Here is a 15483-nt window from a genome sequence, read left to right as displayed (position 1 = left end):
TGAGATCAGGGGGTGTGTAGGTGGCGGGCGGGAGCGGCCGGCCGGAGCTGGCACTCCAGACACCGGGGCGCGTCCGGATGGTCTGCCGGAGCGTCCATTTCGTAGGTGGTGTAACTCAGCCCGCAGGTGACGCACCGGGTGCGGGTGTGCCACGGGTCGGCGACGGCATCGCGCGCGTCCCGGTGAGTGCTGGCGGGGCCGCGGCTGCGGCGCAACGCGCGAATCTGGATCAGATACAGCGCGACGCTGGCGGCCAGGGAGATCAGTGGTGCCAGCCCGGCGATGGGTGCCGGTCCGGCGTTGAGCGCGATCAACCCGATGCCGGCGGCGATGACCCAGACGGCGAAGCCCCGGGTCAACGCGGGCAGCCGGCTGGCGCGGATCTCGGGGTCGGGCGTGACACACATCAGGTGCACCACGAGGATGCCGACCCAGGACACGGTGACGATGCCCTGCCACGCCAATGCGGTGGCGATGTAGCTGAACACGTTGGTGAGCATCAGCAGGAACGTCAGGGCGGCCAGCAGCACCACCCACGCCCGCCGGGGCAGGTTGCGGGTGGACAGGTGGCCGACGACCCGTTCGAAACAGGTGCTGGCGACGTAGAAGTTCGCCGAGTTGATGCGGATCTGACTCACGATCACGACGATGAGCCCGACAACACCCAACGACGCGACAATGCCGGTGGTGACCGCTGATTCAGCGATCGTGGCGCCGGGGGCGGCCAGGGCCACGATGAGGATTCCCGTGATCCCGCTGAAGCCGTAGGCGATCAGGTAGAAGAGCCACCCGAAGGTGACGTGGGCGTGGAAGCGCTTGTCCTGGACGCGACCGAACCGGGCGAACTCCGGGGTGTCGGGGACGAGTACCCAGATGCCCATGTACAGGATGAACGTGGTCAACCAGCCCGGAAGCGGGTTGGGCGTGGCCGGCCCGGCGTCCCACCAGTCGCCGCTCCACCCGAAACGCAGCGCGGCCACCACCACCGCGGCGGTGACGCCGACCAGGAAGACCGGCAGCGACCACGAGTTCAGCTTGGTCAACCACGTCTGCATGCCGCCGAGCATGAGTGGCGTCATCCCGATGATCACGACGGCGTACCAGACGCGTATGTCGAGAACCTGGAAGTAGGCCTGCAACGCCGCGGCCATGACGCTGGACTCGAACACCGCGTAGTAGAGCGCGCCCAGACCGCAGATCAGTGGCGTCAGGACCGCACCACGCACTCCGAAGACCTCGCGCGTCAACAACATCGAGTTCAGACCGCGGCGAATCGAGGCGTTGGAGACGCACGCGCCCAGCAGGGCGCTGACCACGATGACCACGATCAGGCCCACCAACGCTTGTTTCGTGCCGGCCAGGGTGGCCGCCAGAACGCCGTAGTACAGAAAAGCCATGGCGCTGGCGATCGACCACCAGCTGCCGAGGACCGCGCGGCGCGGCTGGCGCGCGGTCAACGGCACGATGTGGTCGGTGTAGTCCTCGTGTTCCTGTTCGGCGGTAACGCGGGGGTCGTCGGTGTCGGACAGGACCCAGCCGGAGGGCTCGGTCCCTGCCGGGGCGGCGTCGTCGGGGGGTGCGGTCATGGTGGTGCGCCGGTCTCGTCGCTCAGCTGAGGTCGCCGAAGAAGTCCTCGACTTCGGGCTGGTTCATGTCGGCGAACCGGCACTCGACGATCTCGTCGCCGGCGACGCGGTAGTAACCGAGACGCTCGGTCGTGACCGCACGGTCACCGCGCGCCCAGCGTTCCCGCACCAGCAGCAGGACGCCGTCCTCGCCGACCAGCAGTGTGTCGTTGCCGAGTACATCCCAGGTGTCGGTGTAGTCCGCGACCCGACCGATCCAGTTGGTGTTGAAGTCTTCTCGGCTGGTGTAGGTGCCCGCCAGGGGCCCACCCCCACCCATGTGCACGACGAGATCCTCGGCGTAGAAACCCATTCCGGCTTCCTGATCACCGCGCTCCCAGGCGTCGTGGTAGGCGTGCATGACGCGTTCGGTGTTCTCCAGGGTCATCGTGGTCCTTTCGGTTTCACTGGTTGCGATGGTCAGAAGACCGGGTCGTGCTAAAGGGCGCTGGATCGCGCGATTCAGCGCCCCGCGCCGCCGAGCAGCGCGAAATCGTCGGGCCGGCGCTTCTTCATCCAGGCGGCCACGAGCAAGCCGACGACGAAGGCCGCGGTCAGCGCCCCCAGCAGGATGACGTTGGCACTCGATGCCCCGACGACGAGGTCGAAGTTGGACAGGGCGAAGAGCACCAGTGCGAACATCGCCACTGCGGACACCGCCGGCGCGATTGTGGTGGCCCAACGACTTTCGTCGGCGCGACGGTCATGGCGGGCGAAGAACGCCACGACGGCGACGCTCACCAGCGCCATGAGGATGAAGACGCCGGCATTGCCGAGACCGGCCAGCTGGCCGTAGACGACACCGGGGTCGCGGTCGGCGACGGCGAAGGGGGCGACTCCGAGCAGGGCCAGCACCGATATGGCGATCGAGGCGCGATACGGGGACTTGTGGCGGTGGTGGACATCGGCGAGCCCGCGCGGCAGGGCGGCATCGGCGGCGAGATTGAACAGGTAGCGGGTCGAGGCGTTGTGGATCGACAGCAGCGAGGCCAGGACCGCGGTGAGGACCAACGCGGTGGCGACGTTGCTGAACCACATACCGACGTAGCGGTCGGCCGCCTGGCTGAACATCCCTGCCGGGTCGTCCTGGGCGACCCGTTGGGCGTCGGACCCGAACGCCGTCACCATCACCCAGACGGTCAGGGTGTACAGCACCCCGATGAACACCACGGCGATGTAGGTGGCCCGCGGGATGGTGCGGTCGGGGTCGCGTACCTCGTCTCGGTAGAGCGCGGTGGCCTCGAATCCGATGAAGACCAGCATCGCGAACAGCAGGCCGGCCCACACCTCGCCGTGGGCGAACTCGGCGACGTCGAACGGTGCGGCGCTGAGTCCGGCGGCGCCACCGCGCCCGACCACGGCGACGTTGAAGATCATCACGACGGCGACCTCGACGAGCATGACGTACATCAGCACTTTCGCCGAGACCTCGACGTTGAAGTAGCCCAGCCCACCGATGACCGCCCAGACGGCGAGTGCGGCCAGCCACCACGGGACAGCGGGACCGTCCCACGCGGTGACCAATCCCGAAACGGTCAGTCCGGCAAAGCAGTACACGCCCATGCCGATGACGGTGTAAGACATTGTCGCCAGGAACGCCGCGGCCAGCCCGAGGTACTTACCCAGGCCCTCGGAGATGTAGGCGTAGAAGGCGCCAGGGCGCGGCATGTGCTTGGTCATGGCCATGTACCCGACGGAGAAGACCAGCAGCACGGCCGTCACGATCAGAAAGGCCACCGGCGCGGTCGCCCCGCTGTTCATGATGGTCAGCGAGAAGTATCCGGCCAGGCACGTCAGCGGCGACGAGAACGCCAGAACGGACAAGACGAGCTGGGTGGTGCTCATCCGCCCGGATAGCCGCCGTTCGGTGACATTCCGTCCGATGAGCGTCCGCGCGGCCGAGGAACTCTCCATGACGTTTCACCGCTTTCGTGTGGGGACCGGACCGTCGTGATCTCGGTCATATAATGAATGTTAAGTAATTGATTGTCAATCGCTCGAGCGTGCTTGGCGTTGCCGAGGTTCAGGGCACGTCGCGGACCGCGTCGAGGCGGCAGAGGCGGAGACCGTTATCGAGTTATAGCCCCTGTGGGTCAACCGTTTTCGCCCGTCGCATATGTCCCATCAATCAGCCGCGCCCGCCCGGTCATCCGCCGTCCGCAGCGACCGAACAGAGTGCAGCCGTCGACTACGCCGACCGCAACAGTTAACACTCATTAAATTGCGTGGACGAGTTGCTGCTTCGCTATCAGGACAGCCGCACAGTCAGGTGTTCGCAGTTCCGGTGCCGGTCGGATCGTGACCACACTGGCTGCCCTACGACTTCCACTTCGGTGTAGCGCTCGGCGAGGACATCGAGTACCGCACGCAGGACGGCCCTCGCGATGGCCTGCCCCGCACAGTTGTGCGTCCCCACGCCGAAGGCCAGCACCGCGCTGGACTCTTTGGGCCGGGTGTGATCGAAGGTGTCGGGCTCCGGGAAGACCTCGGGATCGCGCAGCGCCGCGCCGAGAACGAATCGGATCATGGTTCCCCGCGGCAGCGACACGCCGGCGACCTCCAGCGGCTCGGTGGTGAACCGGTCGAGCGCCACTTCGGGCAGCGCACGGCGGAAGATCTCGAGCAGGATCTCGTCGCGCTGTTCGGGGTGGTCGCGGTAGGTCGGCAGCACATGGGGGAACTCGGCGAAATCCACCAGGGCCGAGGCCATGACCTGTCCGGGGTTGTGCGCGGCTGAGCCCCAGAGGATTTGAATCGATTCCTTGAGTTCGCGCTCGGTCAGCCCGCCCTGGTCAGCGATCTTGATCATCGTGTCGAGCAACATTCCGTCACCAGGGTTGGCCCGTTTGTCCGCGATGAGCCGTTCGGCTTCGAACATCATGTAGCCGAAGCCCTCGTGGGCGCGTACGACGTCGTCTTCGGAATGCTTGATACCCATCGACATCATCGTCAGGTTGGTGGCATGGATCAACGGGAAGCCGTTTTCGCGTGGAACGCCGAGTGCGTGTGCCATCGCGTCCTGCGCCGGTTGCACTCCCAGGTCGAGATGGCCGTCGATGACGCCGTCGGAGCCGATGCGGTCGAGCGCGTCACGGGCGCTGTCGGCGGCGGTCTGAGCCCACTGGCGGCAGGCCTTCGGCGTCAGCCAGCTGGCGAACGACCGCCGGATGCGTTTGTGCCGGTCCCCCTCGGTGAGCAGAACCGAATTGAGGTTGGCCGCCCATGGGCTGTCGCCGATCCCGTCCGGGGGAACCGCGACCAGGCTGGGATGTTTGGCCCACTTGACGACGTCGGCGTACCTGCTCAGCACGAGGGTGCCGTCATCGAGGATCAACGTCGGCTTCTCCGCCAGCAGGCGGTCGAACCACGGCCAGGGGGTGTCGATGAACTCCGGGTCGTCGAAAGGCAGGTACTCGTCGGCGAGCGCCGGGGCGTGGATGGTCGGTGTGGTCATGCGCGGGTGGGCCTTTCGGTCTTTCGGTCCGTCGTCGGCGGGATCAGAGGTGGTCGACGATGGTCTTGGTCCAGTTGGTGGCGGCATCGGTGAACGATTCGCCGCTAACGGCGTCGTGGCGTCCGGTGTCGCCGAGCTGCTGGGCTCCCAGACCGATGAGGTCCTTGGTCACGACGTCGATCGCATTGTTGTAGGTCTCGTAGCTGCTGTCGCCGAGGCCGAACGCGGCGAAACGCAGGCTCGACAGGTCCGGTTTGGTCTCTAGGAGCGCGCCGACGAAGGGTGCGGTGGTGGCGGGCAGCTCGCCTTCGCCGTAGGTCGAGGTCACCACCACCACGGTCCCCGAGCCGGCGAGGTCGGCGATGTCGAAGTCCTCCATGGGAACCGCGCGGGCGTCGACTCCGGCGTTGGTGAACGTCGCGGCGATGTCGTCGGCGACGAGTTCGGCGTTGCCGGATTCGGTGCCGAAGAGGATCTGGATCTCGCTCATAACTGCTTGTGCTCCTTACAGTGTGGGGGACGAAGGCGTGCGAAGGGTTGTCGTGGACGATGTCATCGGGCGGCCGCGCGCCCGATCGACACCATCTCCTCGAGATCGGTGATCTTGCGCCGGCAGCGCTGATCGTCGGCGGCGCGGCGCTCGGCGGCATCGATGGCTTGCCATCCAGCGAAGTCGACGGTTGCGGGCAATGCGCCGCGTACGGCCGCCAGCCCCGGACGCCGGCCGCAGGCCAGCCGGCCCTCGCGCAGATCGGCGACGATCGACTTCGCCGTCTGCTGGGCGTGCTTCCGGTTCTCGGCGATGTTTCCGCGCCCGCCCCGCTCGAACCAGCCCACCCGATAGACGTGGGGCGCGGTCCACGCGCTGTGGGCAACGGCGTGTTCCACGGTGTCGTCGTGGCAGAACCCGATCGCAGTGACGACTGTGTCAGCGGTGAGACTCACCGGCCCGCAGGGGCCGGTGGCGTCGAGCACCGTACGGCCGTTCTCGACGCGTACTGCAGCCGGCACGGTCTGGAAGTGGAATCGGACGGTGGTCACCTCGGCACCGGGCGGAGTGTCCTGTTGGTCAGCGCGATCCGCGGTGGCGCGCAATAGATCGGCTACCGGACCACTCGCCGCGGCGTCGACGCCGTCCGCGGCGACGCTCACGGTTTCGAGCGCTACGAGCTCACGAAGCATCGCCAGGTCGAACTTCGCGTTGTCGACCGAAGAGCGTCCGATGACGTGGACCGTGGAGGGCGCCGTCGGACGCATCGCAGCCAAGGCGGCGTCGTGTACGTCGGATCCGGCGAAGTGGCGGGCACGCTTCGTCAGCAACCGCACGACGTCGATCGCCACGTTGCCGTGTCCGACCACGATGATGTCCCGCCCCAGAGCCTTCATTGGTGGGGTCGACGGTGGCGCGGCTTCGGGATAGGCGTTGAGATGGCGCAACACCTGGCCCGCACCGACAATGTGCGCTCCGGTCTGTTGGGGGATCGGCAACCCTCGGTCGGCGGTCAGGCCGGTGGCGGCGACGACGACGTCGAACGATTCGAGAATTGCGGCGACGTCGACGTCGGCGCCGACGCGGGTATTCCCCACGAAGGTGACGTTGGATCGGCTGAACATCCGGTCGAACTGGGCGGCCACCGCTTTGGTGCCCTGATGATCGGCGGCCACGCCGTAGCGCACCAGTCCGTAGGGCACCGGCAACGCCTCGAAGACCGTGATCTCGGCCTCCGGCAGATCTTTCCGCAGGAACTGCGCGGTGTAGCAGCCCGACGGGCCACTGCCGACGATGGCAATCGTCGGCCGCAATGCCGAAGCGGGACGTTCAACGGTCACCGTGACACTCCTTCAACGATTCGGGTGCGGGTCGCAGGGCGGGCGCCGAGGGCGCGTAGAGCGGCTCGGTGCGGTCGCACGTAGGGCGTCGAGTGCCGCGCGGCGCCTATCAAACGTGATGTGGACCATACATGCGAATGAATGTTAGCTTGAGTCCGGGGTACTGCGCCAGACCCCAACGTAACGAGTTCGTTAATCACCAGAAGGCGGGCGTTCAGCGATGCACAGAAAGTGGGCCACGGAGATAGACGCGGCATGCTGCGGCTCCGAACTGGGCCGTTCTGAAGTGATGGCGGACCTCCTCGAACCCGCCGAGCCTTTCGCTCGGCCCGGCCGTGGCCGAGAGGCGGGGGATCGACTTCCGGTCGAAGTCTTGACGAACTACCTTACTTAACATTTAATAAGTTCAGCCGACGCGGTGGTGGGCAGAAGCCGGAGAAAGACCACGGCGACGCGAGCCCGTCTCCGCCGCATCACTGAACCAGAACATCTCGAGGGAGCATTCGATGGCTTTCAAGGTCTCCGCCGATACGGGCGGAACGTTCATCGACGTCGTCATTCAGGATGCGGCGTCGACACAGACGATCGGCAAGTCTCTGACCACCCACGACCGCGTATTCCGCGGCCTGTCGGCGGCCCTGGAAGCCGCCGCCGCCGACCTCGGCCTGACCGCCAGGCAGGTCCTCGACGAGACCGACCTGTTCATCTACGGCACCACACGGGCCACGAATGCGATCATCACCCGCAACATCGCCAAGACCGCCCTGCTGACCACCGAGGGCTTCGAGGACGTGCTACTCCTCAAAGAGGGTGGTAAGCAGGACGGCTACGACTTCACCAAGCCCTATCCGCGGCCGTACATACCCCGCAGGCACACCTTCGGTGTCCGCGAGCGCATCGACTCCGAGGGCCGAGTGGTCGTCGACCTCGACCGCGACCAGCTGACAGGCGTCATCGAGGCGATCCGCGATCGCGGATTCGAAGCCGTGGCGGTGTCGCTGCTGTGGTCGGTGGTCAACCCCGACCACGAACTGCAGGTGCACAAACTCATCGCCGAGACCTGTCCGGAGTTGCCGGTCACGCTGTCGCATCAGATCGCGCCCATCATCCGCGAGTACCGGCGCACCTCGGCCGCCGCGATCGACGCATCGCTCAAACCCCTGATGCAGCAGCACTTCCGCCAGCTGGAGCAGGACATCCGCGAGTTCGGTTACACGGGCACGATCCTGGTCTCCACGAGCATGGGCGGCGTCATGAACATCGACGAGGTCATCGAGTCGCCGATCAACACCGCCCGCAGCGGCCCCTCCATGGCGCCGCTGGCCGGCCTGAACTACTCACTGCAGGAGGGACTCGGCGGCGACATGATCGTATGCGACACCGGTGGAACGACGTTCGACGTCGGAATCTCCCGCGACGGTGCGGTCGTGCACTCGCGGGACACCTGGTTGGGTCCCGAGTGGGAAGGCGACCTGCTGGGCATCTCCTCGGTGGATATCCGCTCGATCGGCGCGGGGGGCGGGTCGATCGCCTGGATCGACGAAGGTGGTCTGCTGCGGGTGGGGCCCCAATCCGCGGGGTCCGAACCCGGCCCGGCGTGCTACGGGCGCGGTGGAACCGAACCGACCCTGTCTGACGCCGCCTGCGTGCTCGGGTATTTCGACCCCGACTACTTCCTCGGAGGGCGGATGGACCTCGACGTCGCCGCCGCCGAACGCGCCATCGGCACACTGGCCAACGCCTTCGGGCTCAGCATCTACGAAACCGCCTGGGGCATCCTGTCTCTCGCCAGTGAGGCGATGGTCAAGGCCGTCCACGAGATCACGATCGCGCAGGGGCTCAACCCGCAGGACAGCACTCTGGTCGCCGGCGGGGGCGCCGCCGGCATCAACATCATGAAGATCGCGGCCGAACTCGGATCGCGGCGCATGGTGCTGCCGAAGGTGGCCTCGGCGCTCTCGGCGTCAGGCATGCACTTCGCCGACATCGTCAAAGAAGAATCGAAGGCCTTGATCACCTCGTCGGACGCGTTCGCCACCGACGCCGTCGACGGTGTCCTCGACGCCCTCGAGCTACGACTCGAGGACTTCGCCAACCGGTTCGGAGGCGAACACCCCGACTACGACATCGAATTCGGCGTCGAGGCGCGATACAAGTCGCAGGTGTGGGCGATCGACGCCCCGCTGCCCGGTCGACGCGTCGGCGCCGACGGGGTGCGCCAGAAGCTCTTCGATGCCTTCCATGACCTGCACGAACGCATCTTCGCTGTCCGCGACCCCGACTCGGCCATCGAGTTCCTCAACTGGAGAGCGCGTGTCACGGTCAAGCTTCCCCGGGTGCAGCGCGACTATCCGGCCGCCGAGCCCCGCGCCGGCGTTCCGACCTCGACGCGCCGGTGCTACTTCGGTGACACCGGCGAGGTGGACACCCACGTCTACAAGCCTGCCGATCTGCCGCCCGGAACCCGCATCGAGGGGCCGGCCATCATCGAGGAACCTACGACCACCCTGGTCGTCTTCCCCGGAATGTCGGCCGCGGTGGCCGATTCCGGCAACTACCTGCTTTCCATCGGTACCGAGGAGTCACGATGAGCCAGAACAACTTCGACGGAGTTCGTACCGCGATCATCGCCAACAAGGTCGACGGCATCGTTCGCGAGATGACCAACACGCTGCTGCGTTCGGCACGGTCGGCGGTCATCAACAGCGCGCGGGACTTCTCCTGCGCGATCCTGACCGCCGACGCGCAACTGCTGACCGCGGCCGAGGGTATACCGGTGCACGTGTTCGGCGCCCAGTTGCAGGCCGAAGCCCTGCGCATCGCGCACCCGAACATGCGCGAAGGCGACGCCTACCTCGACAACAACCCCTACATCGGCAACTCCCACGCCGCCGACCACACCATCCTGGTGCCAGTCTTCGTCGACGGTGAGCACCTGTTCACCACTGTCACCAAAGCGCACCAGGCCGACGCCGGCAACTCCCTGCCGACCACCTACCACGCGGCGGCCAAGGACGTCTACGAAGAGGGCGCCATCATCTTCCCCACGGTGAAGGTGCAGTCCGGCTACGAGAACATCGACGATGTCATCCGTATGTGCCGCACCAGAATCCGGGTGCCCTCGCAGTGGTACGGCGACTTCCTCGCCGAGGTGGGAGCCGCTCGCGTCGCCGAGCGCCGGCTCAAGGAGCTGGTCGACAAATACGGTATCGACACGATCCGCCAGTTCATCACCGATTGGCTCGACTACAGCGAAACCGTGATGGCGAAGGCTATCGAGGCGCTGCCCGCAGCCACCCTGCACAACACCGGCCGCCACGATGCGTTCGAACCGTACCTTCCCGACGGTCTGGATTTCGGGGTGCGGATCGACATCAAGCCCGAAGAAGGCCGCATCCAGGTCGACCTGACCGAGAACGGGCCCAACGTCGATTGCGGTCTGAACCTCACCGAGGCGACGACGCGGGCGGCGGTGTTCGGCGGGATCTTCAATGCCATTCCCGCCCGGGTGCCCAAGAACTCCGGAGCGTTCCGACGCATCGTCGTCGAGATGAACGAAGGCTCGGCGGTCGGCAAACCCAAGTTCCCGCACAGCTGCTCGGTGGCCACCACCAACGTCACCGACCGCCTGATCAACTGTGTCGGCGCGGCGTTCGCCGAACTCGGGGAACCGTATGGGGTCGCCGAGGGAGCGGTCGGCGTCGGCGCCGGATACGCGGTGCTGTCCGGTCGCGACCACCGCACCGACGAACAATTCGTCAATCAGCTGTGCATCACCGCCAACGGCGGCCCCGGCAGCGCCTACGCCGACGGCTGGGTCACCTACGGGGTGCCGTGCACCAGCGGGCTGATGTACCGCGACTCCGTGGAAATCGACGAGATCAAGATGCCGATCATGTACAAGCATCTGCGCATGGTTCCCGACACCAGTGGCGCCGGGAAGTACCGCGGTGGCCCGTCATTCGAGTACGCCTACACGCCCAAGGACGAACCGATCTCGGTGATCTACCCGTGCGACGGGCAGATCACGCCCTCCAAGGGCGTCGCCGGCGGCAGCGACGGGCTTCCTGCGGTGGCGTGGCTCGAGGAAGCCGACGGCAGCCGTCACAAGCTGCCGAACACGGTGGCCATGGAGTTGCGGCCCGGGCAAATCATTCACGGCTTCGACGCCTCCGGTGGGGGATACGGCGCGCCGTTCGAACGGGATCCGCGCCTGGTGCTCCAAGACGTGCTGGAGGGTTGGGAGACCGCCGAACACGCAACGGCGACCTACGGCGTCGAATTTGTCGACACACCGGACGGCTTGGCCGTCGACACCGCGGCGACAGCACGGCGCCGCAGCTGAGAACGCTCGGCGCGGCGGCGTGGGGTTCCCGCCGCCGCGCCGATCCCCACCACCTCCACCAACCGCTACGACCGCGGGCAGATCGCTGCGCGCACGATAAGGAGAAGCGCCCATGAGCAACCCGACAGTGGTGGTCCTCGGCGCAGCCGGAGCTCAAGCCTCCGGGCTGCTGCGAGGATTCGCCCGATGCACCGATCAGATGCGACTGAGCCTGTGCGACCGCGCCTTTCGCCCCGATCAGTGGACTGACGTCGGCGTGCACCAGGTGCAGCGCATCGAGTTCGATCTGCTGGCCGAACCGGAACGGTTGCGGGAGGTCCTCACGGGCGCCGATCTAGTGGTCAATCTGACCGGCCCGTACTACACGCTCGGACCCGTCATCCTCGACGCCGCGATCGCCGCGGGCACCGACTACCTGGACATCTGCGACGATTCCGACGCCACCGAACTGCTGCTGCAGCGCGACGACGCCGCCAAGGCCGCCGGAGTCACCGCCCTCATCGGCATGGGATCCGCACCCGGCACCACCAACGTCCTGGTCCGCCTGGCCCTCGACGCCCTTCCCGATGGTGACGCGAGCGCCGCCATCACGTGGTGCGTCGACGCGGCCGACATGGTCGGCGCGGTAGTGCCCCACTTCGCCCACTCCTTCGCCACCGCCATCCCCGAACTCGGCGGCACCCCGGGCTGGGACGCCCTGGATCCCGAACGCGTCACCTTCCCCGACCCGGTCGGCGAACAGGTCGTGGTGACCCTGAGCCATCCCGAAGTGCTGACCCTTCCGCGTTTCACCCGAATCACCAAGGCGCACAACAAGGGCGGGTTGATCCCGGAAGACTTCACCCACCTGGGATGGGCGATATCCCGCCTGCCAGAAGGCCCCGAGCGCGCGGCGGCCATGCACACCATCTTCGACACCGCGCGCAACGCCTACGGTGAGCGACCGCCCGTCGGGTCCGGGCTCATCGTCGACGTCCGCGTGGGCAGCGACGGCATCTCGTTCCTGTCCGGCGACACGATGAGCCAGGACGATGCCACCGGAACCCCCGCCGCAGCAGGCAGCCTCGTGGCACTGCAGGGCAGGGTCCCCGGTCCCGGTGCGGTCTCGCCGGAAGTGCTGCAGCCGGCGGACTTCTTCGCCGCATTGCGCAAAGTGTCGGCCGGCGGCGGCGGAATGACCGCCTACCGGACCCGCGACGGCGAGATCGTCGAACACGTCCGCATCCGCGACCTGCTCGCCACGGTGCCGGCCACGCGCTAGTCACCACCACCTCTTCTGCCGAACCGCCCAGCCTCCCGGGCACCCCACTGAAAGGAATCAACATGGTCAACATCGACTGGGACCGCGTCAACAAGGGCGTCGCCCGCGAGGGCGAAAAAATGATCTGGCGGCCGTACGGAATCCCCACCGTTCTCGATCTCGAGCGGTCGGCCTACCACGATGAGCCGATCTCCACGCCGTGGGACATCCCGGAAAAGCTCGTGGTGTCCGTCGCAATCACCGGCGCGTTCTTCCGCAAGAACCAGAACCCCAACCAGCCCATCACCCCCGGGGAGATCATCGATTCCGCCCGCGAGGTGCATCAGGCCGGCGCCAGCACCGTGCACATCCACGTCCGCGACGACGACGGCTACAACGTGCTCTCCCCGGACCGGTTCCGCCAGGTGATCAGCCCGCTGCGCGAAGAGTTCCCCGAGATCGTCATCGACGGGTGCCTGGTGCCCGCCCTGAGCGGTGAGTGGGATCTGATGAAGCAGGTCCTCGACGAAGGTGTGCTGGATGCGGCGCCGATCAACACCACCGCGACCTACATCGGGGACTCGTTGTTCGTCAAACCGGCGCCGATCATGATCGACAAGGTCCGGTTGATCAACGAAGCCGGCGCCAAACCCGAGATCGCCGTCTACACCGACGCCGACGTGTCCAACGCCGACCGCTTCCTGATCAAGGCCGGACTGATCGAGACGCCGGCGGTCTGGCTGATCCTGCCCGCGCTGCCCGGCTGCAGCCCGATGGAGAACCCGCGACAGATGATCGACGGGCTGACCCGGACCGCGGCGGCGATCAAGGACATCGACCCGGACGCGTTCATCATGGTCTGCGCGGCCGGCCGCGCCTCCACCCACGTGGCCGCTCTGGCCGCCCTGATGGGCCTGCACATCCGGGTCGGTATGGAAGACACCTACTGGCTGTACCCGCACCGCGACGACAAGATCAAGAGCAACCTGCAGGCCTTCCAGATGGGTCAGCTGATCTCCCAGGTCACCGGCCGCCCCGTCGCCACACCCGCGGAGTACCGCGAGTTCCTGGGTCTGCCCGCCGCCAACGCCAACGTCGGTCTGGCCGCGGCGAACGGTCACAGCCGCTGATGCGAGCGGTCTGCGCCACCAATTTCGACGGGCCTGGCGGGGTGAAGGTCGTCGAGGTCGAGCCGCCCGTCCGAGCCGACGACGAAGTCCTCGTCGACGTCAGGGCCGTCGCCCCGGCATTCCCCGATCTGTTGATGTCACGGGGGGAGTACCAGGTCAAGCCGATACCGCCGTTCAGCCCAGGCTCGGACTTCGCCGGTGTCGTGCTGGAGAGCCCGGACGGCTCGGAGTTTCGTCCGGGCGCGCGGGTGGCGGGATGCCTGAGCTTCGGCGCCGCCGCCGAACGGGTGGCGGTGACCGAGGACCGGCTCTACCCATTGCCGGCGGATCTCGACTTCGTCGAGGGGGCGGCACTGCCGATGAACTACCTGACTGCGCACTTCGCGCTGGTCACCCGCGGCGGACTCGCCAAGGGGGACTGGGTCATGGTGCTGGGGGCCTCCGGCGGGGTCGGTCTGGCGGCCATCCAGGTCGCCACCGGCTTGGGGGCACGGGTGGTGGCCGTCGTCTCCAGCGACGACCGGGCCGAGGTGGCGCGCGCGGCCGGCGCCGAGTACGCCGTGCTCCGCTCCGACGTGCCGCACCAGGTGCGCGAGCTGACCGGTGGCCGCGGCGTGGATGTCGTCGTCGACGTCGTCGGCGGCGACATCCGCAACGCGTTGCGCTCGTTGGCGCCGCTCGGCCGCGTGCTGGCGGTGGGGTTCGCGTCCGGCGAGATCCCCACGGTGAAGGTCAACCGACTGCTGCTGACCAACACCGATGTCCGCGGCGTCGAATCGGACTACCTGTGGACGGCGGGCATCAGCCGCGCGGCCTGGAACGACCTGATGGCGCTTCACCGCCAGGGATTCCTGACGCCGGTCGTCCAGGAGACCGGGTCGTTCGACGACTATGGGCCCGCTCTGGCCAAACTCGACAACCGTCGCGTGATCGGGCGGATCGTGCTGACCCCGTAGCCGGTCAACCCGAGCGCCGCAACCGGGAGGGCAGACGGACGTCTGCCCTCCCGGGGCCTAGTTGAACCGCCGAAAAACCCGTAACGACAACGCGAGGAGCGCACCATCACCGCCACCGATGCCGTACGCGTGGACGTCGACGGACCGATCCTGACGATCACCCTCGATCGCCCGCCGGCCAACGCCGTCGACGCGGCGACCAGCCGCGCGCTGTACGAGGCGGTGTCATTGCTGCACGCCGACGACACCCTGCGCGCGGCGATCGTGACGGCTGCGGGTGGGCGGTTCTTCAGCGCCGGTTGGGATTTGAAGGCCGCCCACGGCGGCGAGTCCGCTGACGCCGATCATGGCTACGGCGGCTTCGCCGGGATCACCGAACTGTTCGGCCGGAGAAAGCCGATCGTGGCCGCGGTCAACGGCTCGGCTTATGGCGGCGGTGCCGAGCTGATGCTGGCGGCCGACCTGGTGGTGGCCTCGGACGCGGCGGTCTTCGCGTTCCCCGAGACGCGACTTGGGGTGCTGCCTGACGCGGGCGGGGTCAGCCGGATGGCTGCGCGACTGCCTCGCGCGCTCGCCCTGGAACTCCTGCTCACCGGTCGGCGATTCACCGCCGCCGAAGCCCACCAGTGGGGTCTGGTCAACCGCGTGGTGCCAGCCGAGGAGGTTCTGGGCGCGGCAAACGACCTGGCCCGAACACTGTGCGAGGCAGCGCCGCTCGCCGTGGCCGCCACCCTCGAAATCGTCGAAGTCACTCAGGGGCTCACCGACCAGCAGGCCTTCAGCGCGCTGCGCCGCGACCTCCACTTGGCCGCCCAGGTGCCGACCAGCGCCGACGCCGCCGAAGGGGCGCGCGCGTTCGTCGAAAAGCGGCCCCCGCGCTGGCTTGGCCGCTGAACGCCCCTC

The 15483-nt window shown here is 67.2% G+C and carries 12 protein-coding genes; 6 read left to right on the top strand and 6 right to left on the bottom strand.

Annotated features, from left to right (window positions below; translation table 11 throughout):
- Positions 1-5 precede the first annotated feature (5 nt).
- From AU194_RS16775 to AU194_RS16750, 6 genes are all read right to left on the bottom strand, one after another.
- Positions 6-1586 (bottom strand): cytosine permease, encoded by a 1581-nt coding sequence (locus AU194_RS16775; RefSeq protein WP_059090375.1) that lies wholly within the window; start codon positions 1584-1586, stop codon positions 6-8.
- A 22-nt stretch (positions 1587-1608) separates the two neighbouring features.
- Positions 1609-2013, bottom strand: a complete 405-nt coding sequence (locus AU194_RS16770; RefSeq protein WP_059090374.1) for a nuclear transport factor 2 family protein — start codon at positions 2011-2013, stop codon at positions 1609-1611.
- A gap of 74 nt (positions 2014-2087) precedes the next feature.
- Positions 2088-3539: an APC family permease gene (locus AU194_RS16765; RefSeq protein ID WP_059090373.1), complete on the bottom strand. Its 1452-nt coding sequence runs from the start codon at positions 3537-3539 to the stop codon at positions 2088-2090.
- Between the two features lie 334 nt (positions 3540-3873).
- Positions 3874-5079 (bottom strand): cytochrome P450, encoded by a 1206-nt coding sequence (locus AU194_RS16760; protein ID WP_059090372.1) that lies wholly within the window; start codon positions 5077-5079, stop codon positions 3874-3876.
- A gap of 43 nt (positions 5080-5122) precedes the next feature.
- A complete protein-coding gene (locus AU194_RS16755; protein ID WP_059090371.1) occupies positions 5123-5569 on the bottom strand; it encodes a flavodoxin domain-containing protein in 447 nt (148 codons plus the stop codon).
- 62 nt (positions 5570-5631) lie between these two features.
- Complete coding sequence (locus AU194_RS16750; protein WP_157576152.1) at positions 5632-6909, bottom strand: FAD-dependent oxidoreductase; 1278 nt, start codon at positions 6907-6909, stop codon at positions 5632-5634.
- Positions 6910-7415: 506 nt separating this feature from the next.
- Here AU194_RS16750 and AU194_RS16745 point away from each other — a divergent pair.
- The 6 genes from AU194_RS16745 (at position 7416) to AU194_RS16720 (ending at position 15474) form a co-directional block, all read left to right on the top strand.
- Positions 7416-9500 (top strand): hydantoinase/oxoprolinase family protein, encoded by a 2085-nt coding sequence (locus tag AU194_RS16745; protein WP_059090369.1) that lies wholly within the window; start codon positions 7416-7418, stop codon positions 9498-9500.
- Positions 9497-11254 (top strand): hydantoinase B/oxoprolinase family protein, encoded by a 1758-nt coding sequence (locus tag AU194_RS16740; protein ID WP_059090368.1) that lies wholly within the window; start codon positions 9497-9499, stop codon positions 11252-11254. Before AU194_RS16745 ends, AU194_RS16740 begins: the two co-directional genes overlap by 4 nt.
- Positions 11255-11366: 112 nt before the next feature.
- Positions 11367-12515 carry a saccharopine dehydrogenase family protein gene (locus AU194_RS16735; RefSeq protein ID WP_082698690.1) on the top strand — a complete coding sequence of 383 codons (1149 nt, stop codon included), beginning with the start codon at positions 11367-11369 and terminating at the stop codon, positions 12513-12515.
- A 62-nt stretch (positions 12516-12577) separates the two neighbouring features.
- The gene (locus tag AU194_RS16730; protein WP_059090366.1) at positions 12578-13624 is read left to right on the top strand and encodes a 3-keto-5-aminohexanoate cleavage protein; all 1047 of its coding nucleotides are present in this window, start codon (positions 12578-12580) and stop codon (positions 13622-13624) included.
- On the top strand, positions 13624-14580 hold the full coding sequence (locus AU194_RS16725; protein ID WP_059090365.1) for an NADPH:quinone oxidoreductase family protein: 957 nt from the start codon (positions 13624-13626) through the stop codon (positions 14578-14580). The genes AU194_RS16730 and AU194_RS16725 overlap by 1 nt, the downstream gene beginning before the upstream one ends.
- A gap of 129 nt (positions 14581-14709) precedes the next feature.
- Entirely contained in the window at positions 14710-15474 is a 765-nt protein-coding gene (locus AU194_RS16720) for an enoyl-CoA hydratase-related protein (protein WP_231743435.1), read from the top strand.
- Positions 15475-15483: the final 9 nt, after the last annotated feature.

The sequence above is a fragment of the Mycobacterium sp. GA-2829 genome (assembly GCF_001499965.1).
GTDB lineage: Bacteria > Actinomycetota > Actinomycetes > Mycobacteriales > Mycobacteriaceae > Mycobacterium.
This window is presented reverse-complemented; position numbering and strand designations above follow the sequence as displayed.

Bases quoted from the DNA above. Each gene is read 5' to 3' on its own strand.
- AU194_RS16730 (WP_059090366.1), top strand. From the start codon at position 12,578: ATGGTCAACATCGACTGGGACCGCGTCAACAAGGGCGTCGCCCGCGAG.
- AU194_RS16770 (WP_059090374.1), bottom strand. From the start codon at position 2,013: ATGACCCTGGAGAACACCGAACGCGTCATGCACGCCTACCACGACGCC.
- AU194_RS16775 (WP_059090375.1), bottom strand. From the start codon at position 1,586: ATGACCGCACCCCCCGACGACGCCGCCCCGGCAGGGACCGAGCCCTCC.
- AU194_RS16755 (WP_059090371.1), bottom strand. From the start codon at position 5,569: ATGAGCGAGATCCAGATCCTCTTCGGCACCGAATCCGGCAACGCCGAA.
- AU194_RS16735 (WP_082698690.1), top strand. From the start codon at position 11,367: ATGAGCAACCCGACAGTGGTGGTCCTCGGCGCAGCCGGAGCTCAAGCC.
- AU194_RS16745 (WP_059090369.1), top strand. From the start codon at position 7,416: ATGGCTTTCAAGGTCTCCGCCGATACGGGCGGAACGTTCATCGACGTC.
- AU194_RS16725 (WP_059090365.1), top strand. From the start codon at position 13,624: ATGCGAGCGGTCTGCGCCACCAATTTCGACGGGCCTGGCGGGGTGAAG.
- AU194_RS16740 (WP_059090368.1), top strand. From the start codon at position 9,497: ATGAGCCAGAACAACTTCGACGGAGTTCGTACCGCGATCATCGCCAAC.
- AU194_RS16760 (WP_059090372.1), bottom strand. From the start codon at position 5,079: ATGACCACACCGACCATCCACGCCCCGGCGCTCGCCGACGAGTACCTG.
- AU194_RS16765 (WP_059090373.1), bottom strand. From the start codon at position 3,539: ATGGAGAGTTCCTCGGCCGCGCGGACGCTCATCGGACGGAATGTCACC.